The organism is Streptomyces sp. NPDC127117, from assembly GCF_042677325.1.
Lineage (GTDB): Bacteria > Actinomycetota > Actinomycetes > Streptomycetales > Streptomycetaceae > Streptomyces.
The window spans coordinates 56,967-80,101 of sequence record NZ_JBHXTM010000002.1 but is presented as its reverse complement, the minus strand read 5'-3'; the positions used below and the strand labels follow the sequence as shown (position 1 = coordinate 80,101).

Below are 23,135 nucleotides of genomic sequence, written 5' to 3'. Positions count from 1 at the left end.
ACCGGTCCCGGACTACAGCTCCTTGATACGGATGTCGCGGTACGAGATGACGTCCGAGGTGCTGTGGACCTGGAGTCCGATGTAGCCGGACGAGTACCGCCTGCCGTCGGTGCCCGGGTCGTCGCCCCGCGGCGGCTCGAAGACCTGGCCGCGGTTGTTGTCGAACTCGTTCAGCAGGACACCGTTGCGGTAGACCGAGTAGTGCTGGTCCACCACCCGGATCTCGTAGTCGTTCCAGGTGCCCTTGGGGGTGACCCCGGCGCCGGCCAGACCGATCCGGTCGAAGCCGTAGACCGATCCGGTCTTGTACATGTCGCCGTCCGGCCTGTCGAGGATCTGCACCTCATGGCCGTACTTGATGGCGACCCACTCCGGGCGGGACTCCTCCGGGTTGTCGTGGACGTTCGGGAAGCGGACGAAGACACCGCCGTTGGCGTTGCCCGCACCGGGCGCGTCGTCGCGCCACTGGAGCTTGAGCGAGAAGTCGCCGTACTGCCGGCCCGGGAACCAGAGCATCCCCATGCCGTCCACGGTCGTGGAGCTGGTGATCGAGCCGTCCGCGTTGAGCCCGAACTTCCCGCCACCGACCTGCTGCCACTTGGCCAGCGACTCCGCCGTGCCGTCGAAGAGCTTCTTGTACCCCTCGTCCTGGCCCGGCCTGCCGATGCCCGACTCCTTGGCCGCCCGGTAGATCTTCTTGTGCTCGCGGGCGTCGATCACACCCGCGGTGAGGAGCTTGTCGAGGACACCGTCCACGTGCTTGAGGAACAGCGCGTGCGACGACCAGTCCTTCTCGTCCTCGATCAGTTCATTGATGGTGCAGCGGTTGCCCGTGATGCGGTTGGGGACACCGGTGTCGACCGTGCCGACGATGACGGTGAGCCGCTCGTCGAACTCCGGGCAGTTCGGAGCCGGGACGCCCCCGCTCTCCGCGACGGTGAACGACACCTGCTTCGCCACGGAGGTGTTGCCGGCCTTGTCCGTCGCCCGGTGGGCGACGGTGTGATAGCCGACCCGGTCGACGATGACGGTGGTGGTGTACGCGAGGTACGGGCCGCCGTCGAGCGAGTACTCGACCTTGTCCACGCCCGATTCCGCGTCGGTCGCGGTGAGGGTCACCTTGGCGCTGGTGATGTAGGCGTTGTCGGAGTTCTTGGTGCCCTCGACCTTCGCGGAGGTCTCCGGCGGGGTCTTGTCCTGCGTCGGCGGCGCGACCACGGTGAACTCGGCCGATTTCTCCGCCGCGGCGTTGCCCGCCTTGTCGGTGGCCCGGTAGCGGACCGTGTGCGTACCGGTCTCGTGCACCATCACGGGCGCGGTGTACGGCTGCCAGGCGCCGTCCGCCCCGACCGCGTACTCGATGGTGTTGACGCCGGACCCGGTGTCGGAGGCGGTCACGGTGACCGTCGCCATGCCCAGGTACCGACCCTGGTCGTCCTTCTCGCCGGACACGGTCGCCGAGGTCTCCGGCGGGGTCTTGTCGTCCGTCGGCGGTGCGGCGACCGCGAAGTCGACGGACTTCTCCGCCGCGGCGTTGCCCGCCTTGTCGGTGGCCCGGTAGCGGACCGTGTGCGTACCGACCTCGTCGACCACGACCGGCGCGGTGTACGGCTGCCAGGCGCCGTCCGCCCCGACCGCGTACTCGACGGTGTCGACGCCGGAGCCGTCGTCGGTCGCCGAGACGGTGACCGTAGCCTGACCGATGTACGCGCCGTCGGCGTTCTTGTCACCGTCCACCTTCGCCGACGTGTCGGGCGCCGTGGTGTCCTCGCCGCCACCGCCGTCGGTCACGGTGAGAATGCCCTGCATCGCCTCGTGCCCCGGCATGGTGCAGTGGTAGAAGTACCGGCCGGGGGTGAGCGTGACCTCGGCGGTGTGCTTGCCGCCCTGGTCGTCGCCCGGGTTGGCCAGGATGTTCAGTGTGACGTCGTTGTTGAACTCCGGGTCCGAGACGCTGAACGTGAGGGTGTGCGGCATCCCGGTGGTGTTGCCGGTCGCCGTGCTGTTCTCGAAGACGATGGTCGCCTTGCCGGCCACCGCGGTCTTCGGGGCGGACAGATAGTGGTCGATGGGGTCGCCCGCGGTCCAGGTGAGAACCTGGTCGGCCGCCGCGTCCGCGTCCGCGGGAGCCGCCGCACGGCCGTACGCCGCCGTCGAGGTCAGCCCCAGCACCATCAGGAACGAACCCAGCAGCGCGAGCCACAGTCTGGCGGGGCGGTACCGCCTTCGGGAGAGGACCGGACGATGTCTCACTGCACTGCCGCCTTCCTGGCCAGATCCTCGGCGGCCGGGGTCGGACCGCCGCCCTTGTACGTCACACGCCACAGCGCGGACTTGGAGTCGGAGGTGAAGAAGCCGCGCCCGTAGTCCAGGACGTACAGCGAACCGTCCGGGGCGAACTTCCAGTCCATCAGGTTCCGGATGCCGTCCGCACCGACCGGGATGATCTTCCGCAGCGACTCGGCGTGGGTCGGCAGGCCGCCCTTGCCGACCGTCTTCGGGTCGGTGAGCACGGCGTGCCGGGGCTGGGTGTCGTCGTAGAAGTCACCGACGAACCACTTGCCGTCCCAGTAGGAGGGCCACTTGTCGGCGCTGGTGCTCGCCGCGTCGTACCGGTAGACCGGGCCGTTCATCGTGGCCTGGCCGCCGCCCTTGAGCCAGGGCAGCAACTGCTTCTGGTCCTCGACCTTGTAGCTCGGGATGCCGTTCGCGTCGCGCGGGTAGTCCACGCCACCGCCCTGCGGCGAGTACCAGATGGTGTTGGCGGTGACCGGCGGCAGGTTCACCAGGCCGTCGTTGTTCGGCGACTCGTTCTTCGGGTGGTCGCAGTCGTACCAGCCCAGCGGCTTGGCCGGGTCGGGCAGATTGCGGTCCCGGTAGGGCTGCTTGTTGCCCATGCAGTACGGCCAGCCATGGTTGCCCGCCTTCGTGATCGCGGCGAACGTGTCGTACTTGGCCGGGCCCCAGGTGGTGGAGGGCGCGCCGGCGTCGGGACCGACCCAGCCCGCGTACAGCGTGTCCGTCGACTTGTCGACGGAGATCCGGGCCGGGTTGCGCACGCCCATCACATAGATCTCGCCGCGGGTCCTGCCGCCGCCCTCGTCGGGTTCCTCGCCGGTGAAGAGGTTGCCCGCGGGCAGTGTGTAGGTGCCGTCGTCCTCGGGGTGGATCCGCAGGATCTTCCCGTTGAGGTTGTTCGTGTTGCCCGCGGTTCGGCGGGCATCGGCGAACGAGACGCCCTTGTAATTCGGCTGCGGGTTGTTCCCGGAGTAACCGTCGCTGAAGCCGGAGGAGTTGTTGTCACCGGTCGCGATGTACAGATTGCCCTTGGAGTCCCAGGCCATCCCGCCGCCCGCGTGGCAGCAGCTGTGGACCTGTACGGGCCAGTGCAACAGCACCTTCTCCGAGGACAGATCCAGCTTGTTGCTGGACAGGTCCATGGTGAAGCGGGAGACCTGGCGCACCGCCAGCTGCTTGTCGCGGTCCAGCTTCGAGTGCGGGGTGTAGTGCAGATACACCCAGCCGTTCTTCTCGAAGTCCGGGTCCAGCTCGATGCCGAGCAGCCCCTCCTCGACCTTGATCAGTTCGTCGCCGCCGCCCTTGTTGCCGAAGATCGTCAACTCACCGGCGAGGGTGACCTTCTTGGTCTTCGGGTCGTAGACGTGGATCTGCCCCAGACCCTTGCCGATGTCCGGGTCGTTCCAGTCGGTGACGACCGGCCTGCTGCTGTCGGCGCCGCCGCGCCCGATGTACAGCACCCGTCCGTCGGGGGCGGTGACCAGGCCGTGCGGCTCGCCGATCTGGTCGTTCTGCCCCGGCTGATTGGGCTGGGTGACCCGCTCGGCCTTGTAGTTGGCGTCGATCGTCGCCTTGCAGTCGGCCTGCGAGATCCGGGTCGTCCAGTCCAGCGCGCCGCGCAGATGGTCGCGGAAGTCGGTCTCCGCGAAGCTGTCGGCGGTACCGCCCATCGCCGTGTAGAAGGACCGGCCGCCGTCGTAGTCGCGGCACCAGGAGACCGGGTGGTCCCAGCCGTTGGCACTCGCGCCGGGCTTGTAGGTGATCTCGCGGACGCGCGCCACGGTGTGCACATCGCCGGACGGGTTCTTCGTCCAGTTCAGCCACTTGTCGGGGCGCTTCCACTCCAGCGGGAGGTTCTTGGTCGCCGGATGCTGCCGGTCGCCGATCTCGACCGTCGCACGCTGTACGGCGGTCGGGCTGTCGGCGGCCGGGCGGGCGCCGACCAGGCCGGTGAACCAGTCCGAGTACGGCTCGGTGCGTGCGGCGTCATGGATGCCGAGGAAGCCGCCGCCCGCCTCCATGTACGCCTCCAGGCCGGCCTCCTGCTCCGGGTCCAGGACGTCGCCGCCGCCGGTCAGGAAGACCACGGCGTTGTACTTGCCGAGCTGCTTGCCGTTGGTGAAGACCGCCGGGTCGTCGGTGGCGACGGTCTTGAACCGGCCGGATTCCGGACCGGTGAGGCCGATCTTCTCGATCGCCGCGATCCCGGCGTCGACCGTCGGGGACTCCTCGGTGGCCGAGGCGTGGAACACCAGCACCTTGACGTCGGAGCCGCCCGGCGGCGACGGCAGGGACAACGTTGTCGCCAGGGAGCCCGGCGGCTCCGGATAAGGCCTGGCCTCGGCGGTGTTGGCGCCGAGCAGGGAAGCGGTCAGTGCGCCGGCCGCGAGGCCCGCCGCGAGTCCGCGTCGCGATCTGGACCTGTGATGTGGTGCGCGCTGCATGTGGTCACCCACCCCTCTTTGGTCACTGCAACAGCGCATGAAGCTAGACCTCTTTTCGTGGTCCGCCAATAGCTATGGCGGCAATTGCACGAACTTTGTCCTGGCTGTGGATAAACGGGAGTCCTCCGGCTACGGTGTGGCCCGTCCGGGGCGGGTCGGCGCTCCAAATTCCTTGGATCGGTGGGGAGTTCGGCATGGACAGAAGGAGCTTCAACCGGCGGCTGCTGGTCGGTGGCGGAGTGGCGGCCGCGACCGGCCTGACATCGTTGTCCCTCGGCTCGATCGACGCCAACTCGGCGGAGCCCACGCTGGATACCGCCCCGGCGGGCGGCGTGGTGCGCCATCTCAAGCTGTACGCCGAGAAACTGGCTGACGGTCAGCTCGGGTACGGCCTGGAGAAGGGGAAGGCGTCGGTACCGGGGCCGCTCATCGAGATCAACGAGGGCGACACCCTGCACATCGAGTTCGAGAACACGACGGATGTGGCGGCCAGTCTCCACGCGCACGGCGTCGACTACGACATCGCGAGCGACGGCACCCGGATGAACAAGAGCATCGTCGAACCGGGCGCCACCCGTACCTACACCTGGCGTACCCATGCCCCCGGCCGGCGCAAGGACGGCACCTGGCAGCCCGGCAGCGCGGGCTACTGGCACTACCACGACCACGTCGTCGGCACCGATCACGGCACCGGCGGCATCCGCAAGGGCCTCTACGGTCCGCTGATCGTCCGGCGCAAGGGCGACATCCTGCCGGACAAGACGATCACGATCGTCTTCAACGACATGACGATCAACAACAAGCCGGCCCACGAGAGCCCCGACTTCGAGGCCACGGTGGGGGACCGGCTCGAAGTCGTCATGATCACGCACGGCGAGTATTACCACACGTTCCACATCCACGGTCATCGCTGGGCGGACAACCGGACCGGGCTGCTCACCGGCCCCGATGATCCGAGCCGGGTCATCGACACGAAGATCGTCGGGCCGGCGGACTCCTTCGGCTTCCAGGTCATCGCGGGCGAACACGTGGGCGCGGGCGCCTGGATGTACCACTGCCATGTGCAGAGCCACTCGGACATGGGCATGGCCGGACTGCTGCTGGTCGCCAAGCCGGACGGCACCGTGCCGGGGTATGAACCGCACCACATGGCGGCCCATGGCACAGCAGCCGAGGACACGGCGAAAAACACTGCGAAGGAATCGGCGAAGGACACCACCGCGCACGATCCGGCGGCGCACGGCTCCTGACACGGCGGGTCCGCAGGGCCGGACGCCGTCGGGGCACGCACACTTCCCGACGGCGTCAGCCCTCCGCCACCTCCACAGCCGTCCCGTCCACCCCGGCTGCGCCGTCCGTTTCGTCCGCGTCGACCGCCCCGGCCGCGCCGGTGGCCAGCCGCAGCTGTTCCTCCTCGACGATGCGCCGGGCCAGAGCCCCGTCCGACACATCCACCGCGTCCGGCGTCGTCTCGGCGACGTCGCTGCGCCGTGCGTACAGATCGAACAGCCGCTCCTTGCGGGCCAGGATGTCCAGCATCCGTTCGTCGACGCTGTCGGCCGCGAGGAGCCGGTGCACCTGGACGGTCCGTATCTGCCCCATCCGATGGGCGCGGGCCACCGCCTGATGCTCCATCGTCGGCTTGATCTGCGGCTCGCAGATGATGACCACCGAGGCCGACTGCATGTTCAGTCCGACTCCGCCCGCCTGGATCTGGCTCAGCAGAACGGCATGACCGTCCACGGCAGCGAAATCGTCGATCAGCCGCTGGCGGCGGGCGGCCGGCAGGCTGCCCGACAGCGGGCCGAACACCGGTGAATCCAGGGCCTGTCCGACGGTGTGGAGCACTTCGCGGAAGTAGGAGAACACCACGACCTTCAGGCCGGTGGCCGCGGCCTCGGCCACCAGCTCGCGCAGCCGGTTCAGCTTCGCGGACGTCGCGGGACGGGCGTACGCCGCCCGGCGCATCCGCATGAAATGCCCGGCACCCACCGCCTCGCGGTAGGCGTCGAGATCCTCCGGGCTGAACTCCTCCCACTCGTCGACCTGCACCAGCGCCGGGAGTTCGGTCAGCACGTCCACCTGGTTGCGCCGCAGATAGGCCGGGGCGACCGCCCTGCGGAAGGCGAGCGAACCGGCCGCCCCATGAGTGGTGTGTATCGAGGGGGCCAGCTCCGGCTGGAGGTGACGGACCAGGCTGCGGAACTCCTCGACGCGGTTCTCCATGGGCGTGCCCGTCAGGAACAGCACCCGTTCGGTGTGCTTCGTCCAGCCGGACACGGCCCGGGAACGGCGGGTGGCGGGGTTCTTGATGTAGTGGGCCTCGTCGACCACCAGCATGCCGGGCCGGGTGCCGCAGTCCGCGGCGGCCGGCAGGGTGTGCAGGGCGTCGAACGTGGTGAGGGCGACCCCGCCGCCGCGACGCCATTCGTCGAAGGCGGACTGCCGCTCGGGGCCGTGCACCGGCAGCGTGCGCAGCGTGGAGCGGGCGCGGATCTCGCGCGCCCAGTTGATCAGCACGCTCGCCGGACAGACCACCAGGAAGTGCGTCTCGCCCCGTGCCGAGAGGTGCGCGAGCGCGGCGATGGCCTGCACGGTCTTGCCGAGCCCCATCTCGTCACCGAGGATCACCCGCTTCTGCGCGAGCGCGAACCGCGCGCCGAACGACTGGTAGCCGCGCAGCGAGACCCGCAGATGCGCGTCGTCCAGCCGCAGGCCGCGCACCCGGTCCGCCATCCCGGACGGCAGGAACCCCTCGGCCGCGTCCCGGTCCGGGCCGGAGCCGGACATCTCGGCGATCAGGCTGTAGAACTCGGCGGAGCGCAGCTCGAAATCCACCCAGGCCGCGACGTCCGACTCCGCGCCCCGCAGCAGATCGACCGAGACCTGCCCGAACAGCAGCGGCAGCTCGCGCTCGTCCGCCTCGCCTACGACGGCCCGCACCTCGGCGACCGCCTCCAGCGCCCGGGAGCGGGCCTGGCGCCGGGTGAACACCATGCGCAGCCGCCCCCGCGCCGGTCCCGCGGAGGCCAGCAGGGGTTCGAGGCGCCCGACGAGCCGGCCCGCCGCGGCCACCGCCCGCCGCACGTCGGGACCGGCCTCGACCAGCCGGTGCAGCGCGACGACCAGCGCGGTCGTGGCGTCGTCCGGGGCGTCCACGTCTATCCGGACCGCGACCGTGTCCCGCACCGCGTGGGCGATCTGCCCGGCCGCGGCCATCACCTGGTCGGCGGTCTGCGCACCGACCCCGGGGATCTGGCGCAGCTCGTAGCGACTGGCCTCGTGGACCTGGCCGACGGTGGTGAAACCGGCCTGCTCGACCGCGCCGAGCCGCAGCCGGCCCTCGGTGACGTCCTTGAGCCTGGAGGCCGGGATGGCGGCCAGCTCCCGGCGGACGAGGGAGTCGAGCAGCGGCTTCAGCGCGGTGTGCACGGCATCGACGGCGCGGGTGTGATCGGCCAGCACGGCGCGCGCCGTCTCCAGCAACCCCTCGGCCCGGGTCAGCAGCTCACGGGCGGCCCTTCCCGTGGGTGCCACGTCCTCCGTCGCTCCGGCCTGTGTCATGTACGTCCCTCTGTCCGCGCAGCCCGGCTGCCGTCCTGCCCGGCACCTGCCCCGGACGATTCCTATCGTGCCACGCGGCACCGACAGACCGGTCCGTTCAGCGCGTGTGCGGACGGCGCTCGGCCGGGGAGAGCAGCAGGACCTCCAGGGCGCGTGCACAGGAGCGGGCCTGCGCCAGGAACCAGTCGGTGCGCGCGTCCGTGATCACGGACGGGGTGGCCCGGACCGCCAGGGCGAAGCGGGCATGACCGGCGCCGTCCAGGACCGGGACCGCAAGGGTCCGCACCCCGTGCGCCGACTCGCCGTCGTTGAGCGCGTAGGCGTCGGACCGCACCTTCGCCAACTCCGCCTCCAGGGCCGCCGGTTCGACGATCGTCCGGTCGGTGAACGCGGGCAGCGGGGGCAGCGAGGACGGCCCGCCCTCGCCCGGCCGGGCCCAGGCCAGCAGGACCTTGCCGAGCGCGGTGGAGTGCAGCGGTCTGCGCAGCCCCACCTTCGGCGTCACCGAACCGCCCGCCACGATCACCGCATGCGGGCCGCTGCGCAGCGCCAGGTCGGCCGTGGCGCCGGTGCGTTCGGCGAGATCGGTCAGCTCGGGGGCGGCCAGATGAAGGCCCCGCTGGTGGTACGAGAGCCTGCCCAGCTCCGTCACCGCGGGGCCCAGCCGGTAGCGGGAGGTACGGGCGTCCTGCTCCAGGAAGCCCGCGCCGAGCAGGGTGCGGGCCAGACGGTGCGCCGTGGAGGCGGCGAGCCCGAGGCGGCGGGCGAGGTCGGAGGCGCTGAGGTCGGGGCCGTTGTCGTGGAAGCAGTGCAGCACGTCCAAGGCGCGCTGGACGGCCTGCGCGCCACCGGGAGCACGCACTGCCGCGGCCTCGGTCATATCGGTTCACTCTCCGCTCGTGAGGGGATCAGGGGCATGTGATTGCCACATTACGGGAGTTGAGAGGTGCGGATTCCTGGCCGGGAAACACTCTGTTCACATTCAATCCCACATGATGGGAAGCGAGTTGTGGGCCGGTCCGGGTCCGTGACAGTCTGCACCACGTCACCACCGACGAGCGGAAGGGAGCAGTGCCATGGCCGGCCACCGGACAGCGACCCCCGCCCACGCCGCCCCGGTCCCGCTCGCCCTGACGCTGCGCCGTCACATCGACCTGGCGCGGGTCGCCAGCGCCGCCTGTCGCTGACCGCTTCCCCCTCCGCAGAGCCCTCGACTCCGCCGCGTTCCGACACGGTCCGGGGCGCTTCGCCGTACGCGGTCCCACATCCCCGACGTACCTGCCGCGCGCCCGCCACACCGTCTCGCCGCGCGCCCCCTGCTTCGCCGACCCCTCGGGAAGACTCCATGACGTATGCCGTCCTGCCCCGGACGCTCTGGTTCACCCGCTGTCCCGTACCCACCGCGACCGGCATCGCCGCCGACCGCCGGTGGCTCACCGAAGAGTTCGCCCCCGACGGCATCGAGGTGCGCTCCCTCCAGGACGCCGCCCCCGGTGCCGACCGGGCCGCCCACTACACCCACGCCCTGCCGGGCCTGTTCCGCGAAGGCGGCAACGTACCCGCGCTGTGGGCCCGTTCACGCGGAGAGCGGACCCGGCTGATCGGCCTCACCTGGATCGAGGAGCGGCAGACCGTACTGGTCCGTCCCGGCTCCGGAATCCGGGGCGTCGAGGCGCTGCGCGGACTGCGGCTCGCCGTACCCGTGCACGACATCGCCATCGACTTCTGGCGGGCCATGGCCCTGCGCGGCTTCGAGGGCGCGCTCGCCGCCGCCGGACTCGTATGGGACGACGCCACGTTCGTCGACGTACCCGCCGCCGGACACCGGGGCCAGTGGGGCGCCGAGCTGGCGGCGCTGCGGCGCGGCGACGTCGACGCCGTCTACGTCAAGGGCGCCCTGGCCGTCGAGGCCGCCCGGCAGGCCGGTGCGGAGGTCGCCGTCGAACTCGACGAGCTGGCCGACCGCCGGTTCCGCGTCAACAACGGCACCCCGCGTCCCATCACCGTCCACCAGCAGCTCCTCGACGACCACCCCGGCCTCGTCGACCGCTTCCTCGCCGTCCTGCTCAGGGCCGCCGACTGGGCCGCCGAACAGCCCGCCGAGGTCGCCCGGATCCTCGGCGCCGAGACCGGCGCCGGCGCCGAGGGCGTCGCCGGGGCCTACCGGCCGGGCACCCATCTCACCCTCCACCCCGATCTCTCCCCGGACCGCCTGACCCTGCTCGCCGAGCAGGAGGCCGGGCTGCGCGCCCACGGCTTCCTGCCCCAACCCGTCGACATCACGGCCTGGGCCGACCCCGAGCCGCTGCGCCGCGCCACCGAACTGGCCGCCTCCCGCCCCGCCCACCGCGCCTTCGCCCCTGAGTTGTGAGGACCCACGACACCATGCACCTTCCCCGACCACTGCGCACGGCCGCCGCCCCCGCGCTCCTCACGGCCACCGCACTCCTCGCCCTCACCGCCTGCGGCTCGTCCGAGGCCGACAGCGGCTCCGGCGCCGGGGGCACGGTCGAGATCCGCATCCCCGACCCCGGCAACTCCGGAGTGCTCGCCCTCGGCAAGAAGGACGGCAGCCTCGACAAGGCGCTCGCGAAAGCCGGTGCCAAGGTGCGCTGGACCGGCAGCGCCGGACCCTTCGCCCCGGCCGCCCAGGCGATGAACGCCGACCAGCTCGACATCGCCACCGGCTCCATCACCTCCGGCATCACCTCGCTCGCCCAGCGCCCCGGCTTCAAGTTCTTCACCGCCGTAGACCCGGACGCGGCCGGCGAGGGCATCCTCGTCAAGAACGGCTCCGGCATCGGGTCGGTCGCCGACCTGGTCGGCAGGAAGGTCGCCGTCAACCAGGGCGGCACCGGCGAATACCTGCTCCTGAAGGCACTCGCCAAGGCCGGCATCCCCGCCGACAAGGTCAAGCGGGTATATCTGCGGCCCGACCAGACGGCCGCCGTGTTCAACGCGGGCAAGGTCGACGCCTGGGCGGTCTGGGCGACATACGCCGTGGCCGAGATCGGCAGCGGCAAGGCCCACTTCGTCGCCGACGGCGCCGCGATCGGCTCCGACAACTACAGCCTCAACGCCGTACGCACCGGCTTCGCCGAGCAGCACCCCGGGGTCGTCAAGGCGCTCTACCGGTACCTCCACGACGCCAGCGCCAAGGAGAAGCAGGACCCGGCCGCGTACCTGAACGTCTTCACCGACGTCGGGCCGACCGCCGTCACCGGGAAGGCGAAGGAGGTCCAGACCGCATTCACCCGCAAGGGCGGCACGGTCGACCCCATCGGGCCCGAGGACATCGAACGCTTCGAGGACGTCGCCGGCTTCTACGCCGAGCAGAAGGTCACCCCGGACAAGGTCGACGTCGCCGCCAGCCTCCTCGACATCGAGAAGCTGAAATGAGCGGGACCACCCTGCACCCGGGCCTCGTCCGGCCCCGCCCCCAACGGCGCAGGGCCCGCAGCCGGACCCGCTCCGCGACCGTCCGGGCACTCGGCCCGCTCGCCCTCCTCGTCCTGTGGTGGGGGGCTTCCGCCACCGGCGTCCTCACCTCCGACGTACTCGCCTCACCCGCCGAAGTGCTCCGCGCGGTGGGGGAGTTGTGGGGCAACGGGCAGCTGCCCGACGCACTCACCACCTCCCTCACCCGCTCCGGCCTCGGCCTCCTCATCGGGCTTGCCGCCGGACTCGTCCTCGGCATCACCACCGGATTCACCCGCCTCGGCGACGAACTCCTCGACTCCTCCATCCAGACCCTGCGCACCATCCCGTTCCTCTCCCTGGTGCCCCTGTTCATGGTCTGGTTCGGGATCAACGAGACCGCGAAGATCCTCCTCATCGCCGTCGCCACCACCTTCCCGATGTACGTGTCGACATCGAGCGGGGTACGCAACACCGACCCCAAACTCGTCGAGGCCATGCGCAGCTTCGGCATGGGCCGCTTCGCCCTCGTACGCGAAGTCGTCCTCCCCGGGGCCCTGCCGTCCCTGCTCGCCGGACTGCGGCTCTCCATGACACTCAGCGTCATCGCCCTGATCGCCGCCGAGGAGATCAACGCCACGGCCGGCATCGGCTATCTGATGTCCCAGGCACAGAGCTACGCCCGCACCGACATCCTCGCCGTCTGCATCCTCGTCTACGGGCTGCTCGGGCTCACCGCCGACATGGTCGTACGGCTGCTGGAGAGCGTACTGATGCCCTGGCGCACCCCACAGGGAGCCACCCGATGACCGACCCCACCCCTCGACCGGCCGTACGTGTGAGGGAACTGCGACGAGTCTTCGGCGACCGTGCCGTGCTCGACGGCCTCCGGCTCGACATCGCACGGGGCGAGTTCGTCGCCCTGCTCGGCGCGAGCGGCAGCGGCAAGACGACCCTGCTGCGCATCCTGGGCGCGCTCGACGGAGCCGACGGCGGAGAGGTCCTCGTCCCGGAGGCCCGCACCGTTGTCTTCCAGGAGCCCCGCCTCGTGCCGTCGAAGAAGGTCCTCGCCAATGTGACGGTGGCCCTGCCGCGCGGCCGCGCCGGACACGGGCTGCGGGCCCTGGCCGAGGTCGGCCTCGAACGGCACGCCGACGCCTGGCCGGCCACCCTCTCCGGCGGCGAGGCGCAGCGCGTCGCCCTCGCCCGCGCCCTGGTCCGCGAACCCGAACTGCTGCTGCTCGACGAGCCGTTCGCCGCACTCGACGCCCTGACCCGGCTCAGGATGCAGGACCTGGTGGGCGAGCTGTGCCGCAAGCACCGGCCCGCCGTCCTCCTCGTCACCCACGACGTGGACGAGGCGGTACGGCTCGCCGACCGGGTCGCCGTACTGCGCGACGGCCGGCTCGTCACCGACGAACCGGTCACCGTCGACCGGCCGCGCGACCCGGGCGACCCCGCCTTCGGAGCACTGCGCCGACGCCTCCTCGACGACCTCGGCGTCGAGACGGCCCCGCACCGCCCCTCAACCACCCCCGAACGTACCGAAGTCGGAGTGATCTGAATGACCATCACCATCGGTGTGCACAGCAGCAACCCGTCCCTCTACCACCTGTACCACCTCACCCGGCTCGGCCTCGCCCAGGAGGAGCTGGCCCCGCTCGGCGAGAGCGTCGTCTTCCACCCGTACACCAACGGCGTCCGCACCGGCGAACTCCTCAGCCGCGGCGTCATCGACTTCGGCGGCACCGGCTCCACCCCGCCGGTCACCGCCCAGGCCGCCGGACACGACATCGTCTACACCGCCGTCTCCGCCCCGCGCCCCGGACACGGCGCGCTCCTGGTCCCCGAGGACAGCCCCGTACGGACGGTAGCCGATCTCAAGGGCGCCACCGTCCACCTCGCGATCGGCTCCTGGCAGACCCACCTCGTCGCCAAGGCGCTCGACGACGCCGGGCTCTCCTACGCCGACGACATCACCGCCGTACGCGGCGGCGACGACAGCGAGGAACTGCTGCGCACCGGCGCCATCGCCGCCTGGGTGGCCCAGGGCGCCCAACTGGCCGCGGCCCGCCGCACCGGCGGGCTGCGCACCCTGATCCGCACCGGCGACGTCATCACCGACCGCTCCGTCTTCTTCGCCCGCCGCGACCTGGCCGAGAGCCGCCCCGAGGTCATCGAGGCGCTCACCCGCGCCCTCCGGCGTGCCGACGACTGGGCGGCGGCCCACCCCCGTCGGGCCGCCGAGATCGCCGCCGCCGACCTCGGCGGAACCGCCGACGACTGGGAGACCGCGCTGCGCACCCTGCCGTGGAAGATCGAGCCGGTCACCGACGCCTTCATCGCGGAGCAGCAGGAAGCAGCCGACATCTTCCACCGCACCGGCTTCATCGACCGTCCGGTCACCGTCGCCCACGCCCTCGCCGGCGGCGAAGGTGCCGGCTCCGGTGCGGACAAGGCGGTATGACGACATGGCGACCGAAGTCCTCTGGTACGTCATCCCGCGCGAAGGTGCCTACCCCTGGGAGCCCGAGGGGCGGCGGCCGGTCGACCTCGGCTACCTCGCCCAGCTCGCCGGCACGGTCGAACGCCTCGGCTACAGCGGTGCGCTGCTCGCCACCGACCTGTACGACGTCTGGCCGCTCGGCAGTGCGCTGGCCGCCTCCACCAGCACCGCGTTCAAGCCGCTGCTCGCCGTCCACCCCGGACTGATCTCGCCCACCCTGCTGGCCAAGATGGCCCTCAGCTTCGACAACCTCTTCGGCGGCCGGCTCCGCTTCAACGTCGTCAACGGCTCCACCAAGTCGCTCCAGGAGTATGGACTCCACGTGGAGCACGACGAGCGGTACGAACTGAGCGCCGAATACTGGTCGATCGTGAAGCGGCTCACCGCCGGTGAGGTCTTCGACCACAAGGGCCGCTTCTACGACCTGAAGAACGCGGGCGCGTCCTTCAGGGAGCTGCGGCCGGTCCAGGATTCGCACATCCCGCTCTGGTTCGGCGGCTCGTCCGCTCCCGGGATCGAGATGGCTGCCGAGCACGTCGACGTCTTTTTGACCTGGGGCGAACCCCCGCACCTGCTCAGGGAGAAGCTGGACAGGGTCCGGGCGCGGGCCGCCGCGTACGGCCGCACGCTCAGGATCGGGCTCCGGCTCCACCTCATCGTCCGGGACACCGAGGACGAGGCCTGGGCGGCGGCCGACCGGCTCCTCGATGTGACGAGCGAGGCGACATACGCCCGGCAGCTCGGCGACCGGGCGGGGGAGGACGGCGTGGGCTGGCAGCGCCAGTTCCGCCAGCACGGCGGCAAGGTCCCGGCGCACGCCCGGGAGCTGGAGACGCACCCCAGCATGTGGCCGGGGATGAGCCTGTTCCGACCGGGGCCGGGCACCGCGGTCGTCGGCTCGACGGCCCAGGTCGTCGAGCGCCTGAAGGAGTTCGAGGAACTGGGCGTCGACACGTTCATCCTCTCCGGCAACCCGCTGCTGGAGGAGGCCTACCGGGTGGCGGAAACGGTGCTTCCGGCACTGGGCATCACCCGCTGACCGGGTCCGGCGACGGAACCGGCGGCCGGGGAGCGGGAGCGCGGGCGTGCCCCCGCTCCCCGGCGGCCGGGCCCCGCTCAGCGGGAGACGCGGTGTGTGCCGGGGCCGACGCTCCCCTGGAGTACGGGTGGACGGCATGGACTCGGAGACGCGGTGTGTGCCGGGGCCGACGGCGAAGACAGCGCAGCCGTCCTCATCCGTCTCACCGATCACCGCGACCGATGTCGAACACCGACCAGTCCGTTCCGCCGCGCTCACGGACATGGATGCGCGGCCCCCGGCAGACCAGGCTCCGGCCCGCCAGGGCCCGGCCGTCGGGCCGGACCAGCCGTGCCGCCCCCGGCTCCGGTTCGACCGTGTGCTCCGTGATCCTGCCGTATGTCAGCACGTCGTCGAGATCCAGGAAGGCCACCCGCCCGCCCTCCAGCGCGAGGCCGCTGACGCGGCGCACCCGGGTGGTGCGCAGCCGCACGGAGCCGTCGGCCCCGACCTCGATCAGGGGATGGTGCATGTACGGGCACGCCCACGCCGTCGTGCCGTGGACGTTGAGGGCGAGACAGTCCGACATGTCCAGCGGTCCGGGCCCCGGGCTGAACGACCACAGCGGTTCGCCCGTGCTGCTCCAGCGCCGCAGACCGGGGTGGCTCAGCGGATCGTCGCCGTACACCCCCTCGTCGGAGTGGCCGACCCACAGGGCACCCGAGGTGTCGGTCAGCAGATGCCCGATCGCATCGCCCACCCGGAACGTCCACGACGAACGCCCGAGCGCGTCGAAGACCTGCACGTGGTGGACGCGGGGCTTGCTGCGGGCCTCCGCGAGCACGAAACCGCCGTCGGGCAGGGCATCGAGCCGGGGCCGGTACAGCCGGACCGCGCCGAGGTGGGTCTCGTACACATCGCCCCGGTCCGCGGTGACGACCAGGGCCTCGTACGGATCGGCCGGTCCCGGCCCGGGGGCGGCTTCGGTCAGCAGCCAGTGCGTGCGGCCGTACGCGTCGACGGTGCTGTGCAGAAGGTGCAGCCGGCCGTATGCGCGCGGCAGGCGGGCGTACTCGGTCAGGCGGACGGATTCCATGGTGCTCCTCGGCTTGTGCGCGAACGGTCGGCTGCGGGCATGCGCAGGACCGGCGGCGCGTTCGCCGAGTGCCGGATCGGGGGGCGCCTACGCGGCATGGGCCTTTCTGGTGGTCATGGGGGAGATCATCCACGGGAACGGTGCCTGCGGGCAATCCCCCGCACACGGCGCGGGGCGAGGACCGGCCGTCCGCGGGCCGCCTCCGTACGGCCCACCGCGACGCCGCCACCGCGCCGGGCGCGGGCTGCGGTGCCCGGTGCCCGGTGCGAGACTCGGAACGTCGGGAAGGACTCCCGTGCCGCACGGCACAAGCACCGTCGAAGGAGCCGGCCATGCTCACCACCCGTTACGTCGACGGAGCGCCCAACTGGACCGATCTGGGCACACCCGATCTCGACGGGGCCGTCGAGTTCTACACCGGCCTCTTCGGCTGGGAGTACGTGGCCGGCGGCCCGGAGACCGGCGGCTACGGCGTGTTCACGCTCGACGGGAAGACGGTCGGCGGCGCGATGACGGTCACCGAGGAGCAGGCCGGGCCGTCCTGGTCGGTGTACTTCCGGTCGTCGGACGCCGACGCCACGGCGTCCGCGGTCGAGCGGGCCGGCGGCAGCGTACCGTTCGCCCCGATGGATGTCCTGGACTTCGGCAGGATGGCCGGATTCAAGGACCGGGCAGGGGCCTTTTTCGGTATCTGGCAGCCCAGGGAGAATCCGGGCCTGGGCGCCGTGGGCGTCCCCGGAAGCCTGTGCTGGGCCGAGCTGTACACCCCGGACGTGCCCGCGGCCGCCGCGTTCTACAACGCGGTCCTCGGATGGGAGAGCGTCCGGGTGCCGTACCCCGGGGGCGGCGGTTCCTACACGGTGATCCGGACCGGCGGTGGGGGCGAGGAGGCGGGTTTCGGCGGCTTCGTACCGCTGAACACGGTGCCGACGAGGGCGGTGGCCGGGCCGCACTGGCTGCCCCGCTTCGAGGTGGAGGACTGCGACGAGGCGGTCGCGGACGTGGAGCGGCTGGGCGGCAGGCTGACCCTGGAACCCACGGAGATGGAAGGTGTGGGAAGGTTCGCCGATGTCGCCGATCCGGACGGGGCCGAATTCTCTCTGATCAAGAGCGCGCCGCCGCAGAGCTGACCGGAAGTCATCGGCGCGCCGCATTGATGAAGCGTTGATCGGTCGTTTATCGCCACCGGGCACTGTGGACCGCATGCTGATCAACACCGCGGCCGACCCCGCACTCGCCTGGCAGGAGACTGCGCTGTGCGCCCAGGCGGGGCCCGAGTTCTTCTTTCCCGCCCCCGGCAGCTCCACCCGTGAGGCCAAGCAGCTCTGCAACGCCTGCGAGGGGCGCGAGGCGTGCCTGGAGTACGCCCTCGCCAACGACGAGCGCTTCGGCGTATGGGGCGGGCTGTCCGAGAAGGAGCGGGACCTGCTGCGCAGAACCGGTCGCGACTGAGGGTCATCCGTTCGGATCGGGACACGGCGATCCCAGGTCCGAACACGCTCTGCCCGTGGGACGATTCGGACCTCCGCACACCCGTTGCGGCGTTCGTGCGAGCCACGAGGGGATCCGGGTTGAGCGAGTACGACTACATCGTCGTCGGAGCGGGATCGGCCGGCTGTGTGCTGGCCGCGAGACTCTCCGAGGACCCGACGGTCAGGGTCGCGCTCCTGGAGTCGGGCGGGCGTGACCGCAAACCGGGGATCCGTATCCCGGCCGCCTTTCCGAAGCCGTTCGGGGCGGCGTACGACCGGGACTTCAGTACGGTGGCGCAGTCGGCCCCGGGCGGCCGCGAACTGTACCGGCCGCGTGGCCACACACTCGGCGGATGCTCATCGATCGACGCGATGATGTGGGTGCGCGGCCACCGCGACGACTACGAAGCCTGGGCCGGGACGGCCGGCGACGACTGGTCGTACGACGCGCTCGCCCGCTACTTCAGGCGCGCGGAACGGTGGACCGGCGACACCGCGGACGGCACGGTGTACGGCACCGAGGGCCCGCTGTTCATCTCGCCGCCCCGTGACCCGAACCCGCTCACCGACGCCTTCCTGGACGCCTGCCAGGACGATGACCTGCCACTGCTGGCCGAGCTGAACGGCCCCGACCACAGCGGCTGTGCGATCGCCCCGCTCAGCCGGCGGGGCGGACGCCGCTGGAGCGCGGCCGACGGCTATCTGAAACCGGCCGGCCGCCGCCCCAACCTGGACGTGCTGACCGGCGTCCGGGTCCGCGCCCTCGCCCTCGAAGGCGCCCGGGCCGTCGGTGTGATCACCGGGAACGCCTTGGGCGCGCCGGTGATCACCGCCCGCCGCGAGGTCGTCCTGAGCGCGGGGGCCATCGGCTCGCCGTATCTGCTGCTCCGCTCCGGCATCGGCGACCCCGGCCGGCTGCGCGAGGCGGGCATCGAGGTGCGCGTCGAGTCCCCGGACGTCGGCCGCCACCTCCAGGACCATCTCTCGTTCGCCGTGACGATGCTCTGCCCCCGGCCGGTCAGGCTGACCGGGGCCGACAGCCCGGCCGACGTGGGCCGCTTCCTGCTGGCCCGTCGCGGGCCGCTCACCTCGAACCCTGCCGAGGCGGTCGCCTTCGTCCGCAGCACACCGGAACTGGCCGCCCCGGACCTCGAACTGATCTTTGCCCCGGCGCCGTTCATCAACCACGGTCTGACCGCCCCGACCCAGCACGGGGTCACCATCGGGGTGGTGCTCCTCCAGCCCGAGAGCGCGGGCCGGATCACGCTGAACGCGAAGGAGCCGGACCCGAAGGACGCGGATTCCGGCTCCGGACCCGCGGCCGACCCGGGGCTCCGGATCGACCCTGGCCATCTGACCTCCGAAGCCGATCTCGGCCGTCTGATCGCCGGGGTCCGCCGTGCCGAGTCGCTGCTGGCGAGCCCCCGGCTCGGCGCGCACGCCTCCGGCCCGATGGGCGGGTACCCCGGCCCGGTCGACGATGCCCGTCTCGCCGAGGCGATCCGTAGCGGTGCCGAGACGCTGTACCACCCGGTCGGCACCTGCCGCATGGGCGAGGACCCGGCCGCCGTGACCGATCCGCGGCTGCGGGTGCGCGGAGTGGCGGGGCTCCGCGTCGTCGATGCCTCCGTGATGCCGCGGATCACCCGTGGCCACACCCACGCACCGACGGTCGCGATCGCCGAGAAGGCGGCGGAACTGATCCGGGAGGACGCGCGGCGGCCGGTCGTGCCATGACGCGGGGGCCGGGGCCGGGCCACCTCACCGGCCTGGGACGATGCCGGTATGAATGATCACGACCGGGACAGTTCACTCGCGGCGGCCGTACGGCTGCGCGCCGAGGGCCACCGGGAGGAGGCACGGCAGCGACTGCTGGCACTCTCCGCCGAGTTCCCCGCGGACGCGGAGATCGCCTACCAGACCGCCTGGGCCCACGATGTGCTCGGGCTGGAGGCCGAGGCGGTGCCGTTCTACGAACGCGGGCTCGGCGGGAGCGGGCTGTCGGAGGAGGACCGCCGGGGCGCGCTCCTCGGCCTGGGGAGCACGTACCGGGTGCTCGGGCAGTACGAGAAGGCCGTGGAGGTGCTGCGCGGCGGTGTCGAGCGGTTCCCGGACGACGGGGCGCTACGGACGTTTCTCGCCATGGCGCTGTTCAACACCGGGGAGCACCACGAGGCCATGCGGCTGCTGCTGGAACTGCTCGCCACCAGCAGCACGGATCCGTATGTGCGTCAGTACCGGGCGGCCATCGAGCACTACGCGCGGGACCTGCACGAAACGGTGTGACACGAATCGATGGGAGATCCGGCAGCCCCAATCCCCCGCCGGGGGACCGGGGCTGCCGGATCCCGGGGGCCGTCAGGCGCCGGCGCGCGCGGCCATCCGCGCCTTGCGGGCGGCCAGCTTCTCGTCGAACTTCGCCGCCTCGCTGTCCAGACCGCCCATGTACAGGCCCAGCTCCTCCTGCGCCTTGAGGCCCTCGGGGCCCAGGCCGTCGATGGAGAGGACCTTCAGGTAGCGCAACACGGGCTGGATCACGTCGTCGTGGTGGATGCGCATGTTGTAGATCTCGCCGATCGCCATCTGCGCGGCGGCCCGCTCGAAGCCCGGCATGCCGTGACCGGGCATCCGGAAGTTGACGACGACATCGCGCACCGCCTGCATCGTCAGGTCCGGGGCGAGCTCGAAGGCCGCTCCGAGGAGGTTGCGGTAGAAGACCATGTGCAGGTTCTCGTCGGTCGCGATCCGCGCGAGCATGCGGTCGCAGACCGGGTCGCCCGACTGGTGGCCGGTGTTGCGGTGCGAGACACGGGTGGCCAGCTCCTGGAACGCGACGTACGCCACGGAGTGCAGCATCGAGTGACGGTTGTCCGACTCGAAGCCCTCCGCCATGTGCGCCATCCGGAACTGCTCCAGCTTGTCCGGGTCGACGGCCCGCGAGGTGAGCAGGTAGTCCCGCATCACGATGCCGTGCCGGCCCTCCTCGGCGGTCCAGCGGTGCACCCAGGTGCCCCAGGCACCGTCCCGGCCGAAGAGGGAGGCGATCTCGTGGTGGTAGCTCGGGAGGTTGTCCTCGGTCAACAGGTTCACCACCAGGGCGATCTTGCCGATGTCGGTGACCTTGGACTGGTCGGCCTGCCAGGCCTCACCGTCCTCGAAGACGCCGGGGAAGTTCCGTCCGTCGGAGAACGGCACGTACTCGTGGGGCATCCAGTCCTTGGCGACCTTGAGATGGCGGTTGAGCTCCTTCTCCACCACCTCTTCCAGGGCGTACAGCAGCTGGGCGTCGGTCCACGCCTTGGGGCTGCCGAGGTGGGGAGCGGTGATCGTCACGGGGAACTCCTGGGGACGGGAGAATTACCTACGGATACGTAGGTTACGAGACCGTAGGTTAAAGCGGCGGTAAGGCCACCGCCAAGCCCGCCCTCGCGATGCCCGGTTACGTAACGTTATGTACGCAGGTCCCGGGGCGGACGTGGGTCCGTGAAAGGGATTCGGTGCGGCGCGCTGCGGGGGAGGCGCGCCGGTGGATTCCGGTCGGCCGGCGACCGGCCGGCCCCCGGCCGGGGAGCGCTCAGAGCTGTCGGCGTACTCGGAGCGGACCATCGCGGGGGCGCGGGCACGGTCGGGGAGTGCGGTCAGAGCAGGTGGTCCGCCGCGCCGGACTTCACCGCGGAGATCAGCGCCCGCAGCGCCTCCACGGAATCGCTGACATAGGCGGTGGCGTCCGTGGTGGAGCCGATGTAGGCCCTGCCCTGGTCGTCGAGTCCGAAGCGGAAGCAGTTGGCGCCCTCGCTGCAGAAGGCTTCGTCCCAGCAGATATCGGTCATGGTCGCTCCTCAGAGGTCCTGGGCTATGGATCGGATGAAGTCGCGCGATTCCTCGACGGGCAGCGCGAGAGTGCGCAGGCGCTCCAACAGGCCGCGATAGCGGCGCAGTTGCATGTCGGAGTCCAGCAGCATCGAACCATGCGAGGAATCGAGCTGCACGGTGTCGAGCTGCGGCACCGCGGCGCCCACATAGGTGAACGACTGTCCGGCGCCCGGGAAACCGCCGGCCGTGAACGGGATCACCCGGACCGTGATCCGGTCCCGCTCGGACTGCCCGAGGATGTGGTCCAGTTGGGCGCGCGCCACCTTCGGGCCGCCGAACTGCATGCGCAGTGCCGCCTCGTGGACCACCGACTCGTACATCGGCGGACGGTCCCGCTCCAGCACCTCCTGGCGGCGCAGCCGAAGCGACAGCCGGGCCTTCAGATCGGGTCCGGGCAGTGGCGGATCGGCCGTGTCGAAGACCGCCCGCGCATGCTGCTCGGTCTGCAGGAGGCCGGGGATGTGCGTGGTGGTGGAGGTCGTCAACTCCACTGCGTGGTATTCGAGTTCGGCGATGTCGAGCAGCCCCGGCAGCAGCAGTCCGCGGTGTTCCTCCCACCAGCCCCTGGCGCGTTCCTGGGCCATCTCGGCGAGCAGGTCGATCAGGCCGGTGTCCGGGCAGCCGTAGTTGAAGGCGAGGGTGCGGACCCGTTCGGCGCTGATGCCGAACCGCCCCGATTCGATGTTCGGGATGCGGGTGCGGTCGACGCCGAGCAGCGCGGCGGCCTGCTGCACCGGCATGCCCGACTGCTCGCGCAGTTTGCGTAGTTCGTACCCGAGTCGCTGCTGCCGGGCGGTCGGGGTGCTTCTGGGCGGCAAGGTGTGGTCCCTTCCGGGGGCTGGGAGTGAAATGACCGGAACCGCACAAGTAGTAGCACTGTGCTCCAGGGTGCGCTACGGTCGGTAGCGCAAGTCTCACACGGGGCGACCGCGCCTATGTGTGATCGTCACCACAATTACCGAAATGTGAGCATCTTGATGAAGGGCGCACTGCGTTGTCTTCCGTCCGTCACACCTGCCGGACCCCACCCACCGGTGGCGGACAACCTGAGTTATTCGTTCGCACTGCCCGGCGGCGCCTTCTGCGCCGGCCTCGCACGCGGCGCCGTGGGTGACCTGCTCTCCCGGCACGGCCTCGCCGACCTCCGGGAGACGGCCGTGCTCGCCGCCTCGGAACTGGTCGCCACCGCCTACCGGTTCACCCCGGACCGGGAGATGCTGCTGCGGGTGCACTGGCAGTTCGACGCACTCCGCATCACCCTCTACGACCAGCACCCCTCCCACGGCTCGGCCATGAAGTCCGAGGAATGCCGCGAGCGCCGCAGCGACAGCATGTGGCTGCTGGCCGCCGCGGTCGACGCGCACGGCGGGGACTGGGGGCTGGCGCCCGCGCTGACACCGTCCGGCGGCTGCAAGGCCTGGGCCTTACTCCACAGCTGACGCCCCGC

General features: G+C 71.1%; 21 protein-coding genes. 13 read left to right on the top strand and 8 right to left on the bottom strand.

Translation table 11 applies throughout. From position 1 onward, the window contains the following. Positions 1–12: 12 nt before the first annotated feature. Entirely contained in the window at positions 13–2,253 is a 2,241-nt protein-coding gene (locus tag ACFVH0_RS02395) for an OmpL47-type beta-barrel domain-containing protein (RefSeq protein ID WP_385817581.1), read from the bottom strand. Next, positions 2,250–4,742: a ThuA domain-containing protein gene (locus tag ACFVH0_RS02390; protein ID WP_385817580.1), complete on the bottom strand. Its 2,493-nt coding sequence runs from the start codon at positions 4,740–4,742 to the stop codon at positions 2,250–2,252. The genes ACFVH0_RS02395 and ACFVH0_RS02390 overlap by 4 nt, the downstream gene beginning before the upstream one ends. A gap of 194 nt (positions 4,743–4,936) precedes the next feature. Between ACFVH0_RS02390 and ACFVH0_RS02385 the strand changes: the two genes are divergently transcribed. Continuing rightward, positions 4,937–5,992: a multicopper oxidase domain-containing protein gene (locus tag ACFVH0_RS02385; RefSeq protein ID WP_385817579.1), complete on the top strand. Its 1,056-nt coding sequence runs from the start codon at positions 4,937–4,939 to the stop codon at positions 5,990–5,992. 55 nt (positions 5,993–6,047) lie between these two features. Here ACFVH0_RS02385 and ACFVH0_RS02380 read toward each other — a convergent pair whose 3' ends face one another. Together ACFVH0_RS02380 and ACFVH0_RS02375 are read right to left on the bottom strand one after the other, a co-directional pair. Next, the gene (locus ACFVH0_RS02380) at positions 6,048–8,306 is read right to left on the bottom strand and encodes a DEAD/DEAH box helicase (RefSeq protein WP_385817578.1); all 2,259 of its coding nucleotides are present in this window, start codon (positions 8,304–8,306) and stop codon (positions 6,048–6,050) included. Between the two features lie 97 nt (positions 8,307–8,403). Then, positions 8,404–9,186 (bottom strand): IclR family transcriptional regulator, encoded by a 783-nt coding sequence (locus tag ACFVH0_RS02375; RefSeq protein ID WP_385817577.1) that lies wholly within the window; start codon positions 9,184–9,186, stop codon positions 8,404–8,406. Positions 9,187–9,382: 196 nt separating this feature from the next. On the opposite strand from ACFVH0_RS02375, the gene ACFVH0_RS02370 reads away from it, so the two are divergent. From ACFVH0_RS02370 to ACFVH0_RS02340, 7 genes are all read left to right on the top strand, one after another. Beyond that, complete coding sequence (locus tag ACFVH0_RS02370) at positions 9,383–9,493, top strand: putative leader peptide (RefSeq protein WP_385817576.1); 111 nt, start codon at positions 9,383–9,385, stop codon at positions 9,491–9,493. Positions 9,494–9,651: 158 nt separating this feature from the next. Then, on the top strand, positions 9,652–10,677 hold the full coding sequence (locus ACFVH0_RS02365; RefSeq protein WP_385817574.1) for an ABC transporter substrate-binding protein: 1,026 nt from the start codon (positions 9,652–9,654) through the stop codon (positions 10,675–10,677). Positions 10,678–10,691: 14 nt separating this feature from the next. Next, on the top strand, positions 10,692–11,705 hold the full coding sequence (locus ACFVH0_RS02360; protein WP_385817573.1) for an NrtA/SsuA/CpmA family ABC transporter substrate-binding protein: 1,014 nt from the start codon (positions 10,692–10,694) through the stop codon (positions 11,703–11,705). After that, entirely contained in the window at positions 11,702–12,532 is an 831-nt protein-coding gene (locus ACFVH0_RS02355) for an ABC transporter permease (RefSeq protein ID WP_385817572.1), read from the top strand. The genes ACFVH0_RS02360 and ACFVH0_RS02355 overlap by 4 nt, the downstream gene beginning before the upstream one ends. Further along, positions 12,529–13,287, top strand: coding sequence for an ABC transporter ATP-binding protein (locus ACFVH0_RS02350; protein ID WP_385817571.1), 759 nt, complete (start codon positions 12,529–12,531; stop codon positions 13,285–13,287). The genes ACFVH0_RS02355 and ACFVH0_RS02350 overlap by 4 nt, the downstream gene beginning before the upstream one ends. Then, positions 13,288–14,190, top strand: coding sequence for an ABC transporter substrate-binding protein (locus ACFVH0_RS02345; RefSeq protein WP_385817570.1), 903 nt, complete (start codon positions 13,288–13,290; stop codon positions 14,188–14,190). It begins immediately after the preceding gene. 4 nt (positions 14,191–14,194) lie between these two features. Then, positions 14,195–15,268 carry an LLM class flavin-dependent oxidoreductase gene (locus ACFVH0_RS02340; RefSeq protein WP_385817569.1) on the top strand — a complete coding sequence of 358 codons (1,074 nt, stop codon included), beginning with the start codon at positions 14,195–14,197 and terminating at the stop codon, positions 15,266–15,268. 202 nt (positions 15,269–15,470) lie between these two features. Here the strand turns inward: ACFVH0_RS02340 and ACFVH0_RS02335 are convergent, their stop codons facing one another. Beyond that, positions 15,471–16,343, bottom strand: coding sequence for a hypothetical protein (locus tag ACFVH0_RS02335; RefSeq protein ID WP_385817568.1), 873 nt, complete (start codon positions 16,341–16,343; stop codon positions 15,471–15,473). Between the two features lie 332 nt (positions 16,344–16,675). On the opposite strand from ACFVH0_RS02335, the gene ACFVH0_RS02330 reads away from it, so the two are divergent. The 4 genes from ACFVH0_RS02330 (at position 16,676) to ACFVH0_RS02315 (ending at position 20,101) form a co-directional block, all read left to right on the top strand. Then, complete coding sequence (locus tag ACFVH0_RS02330; RefSeq protein ID WP_385817567.1) at positions 16,676–17,473, top strand: VOC family protein; 798 nt, start codon at positions 16,676–16,678, stop codon at positions 17,471–17,473. Positions 17,474–17,546: 73 nt separating this feature from the next. Beyond that, entirely contained in the window at positions 17,547–17,795 is a 249-nt protein-coding gene (locus ACFVH0_RS02325; protein ID WP_385817565.1) for a WhiB family transcriptional regulator, read from the top strand. A gap of 119 nt (positions 17,796–17,914) precedes the next feature. Next, on the top strand, positions 17,915–19,552 hold the full coding sequence (locus ACFVH0_RS02320) for a GMC family oxidoreductase (RefSeq protein ID WP_385817564.1): 1,638 nt from the start codon (positions 17,915–17,917) through the stop codon (positions 19,550–19,552). Positions 19,553–19,600: 48 nt separating this feature from the next. Next, entirely contained in the window at positions 19,601–20,101 is a 501-nt protein-coding gene (locus tag ACFVH0_RS02315; protein WP_385817563.1) for a tetratricopeptide repeat protein, read from the top strand. A gap of 72 nt (positions 20,102–20,173) precedes the next feature. On the opposite strand, the gene ACFVH0_RS02310 is transcribed toward ACFVH0_RS02315, so the two are convergent. The 3 genes from ACFVH0_RS02310 to ACFVH0_RS02300 all read right to left on the bottom strand — a co-directional run bounded on the left by ACFVH0_RS02310 (position 20,174) and on the right by ACFVH0_RS02300 (position 22,506). Continuing rightward, positions 20,174–21,148 carry an acyl-ACP desaturase gene (locus tag ACFVH0_RS02310; RefSeq protein ID WP_259928391.1) on the bottom strand — a complete coding sequence of 325 codons (975 nt, stop codon included), beginning with the start codon at positions 21,146–21,148 and terminating at the stop codon, positions 20,174–20,176. 305 nt (positions 21,149–21,453) lie between these two features. Next, positions 21,454–21,645, bottom strand: a complete 192-nt coding sequence (locus ACFVH0_RS02305) for a hypothetical protein (RefSeq protein ID WP_385817562.1) — start codon at positions 21,643–21,645, stop codon at positions 21,454–21,456. A gap of 9 nt (positions 21,646–21,654) precedes the next feature. After that, positions 21,655–22,506 carry a Scr1 family TA system antitoxin-like transcriptional regulator gene (locus ACFVH0_RS02300; RefSeq protein WP_385817561.1) on the bottom strand — a complete coding sequence of 284 codons (852 nt, stop codon included), beginning with the start codon at positions 22,504–22,506 and terminating at the stop codon, positions 21,655–21,657. 216 nt (positions 22,507–22,722) lie between these two features. On the opposite strand from ACFVH0_RS02300, the gene ACFVH0_RS02295 reads away from it, so the two are divergent. Continuing rightward, positions 22,723–23,127 (top strand): ATP-binding protein, encoded by a 405-nt coding sequence (locus ACFVH0_RS02295; RefSeq protein WP_385817560.1) that lies wholly within the window; start codon positions 22,723–22,725, stop codon positions 23,125–23,127. Positions 23,128–23,135: the final 8 nt, after the last annotated feature.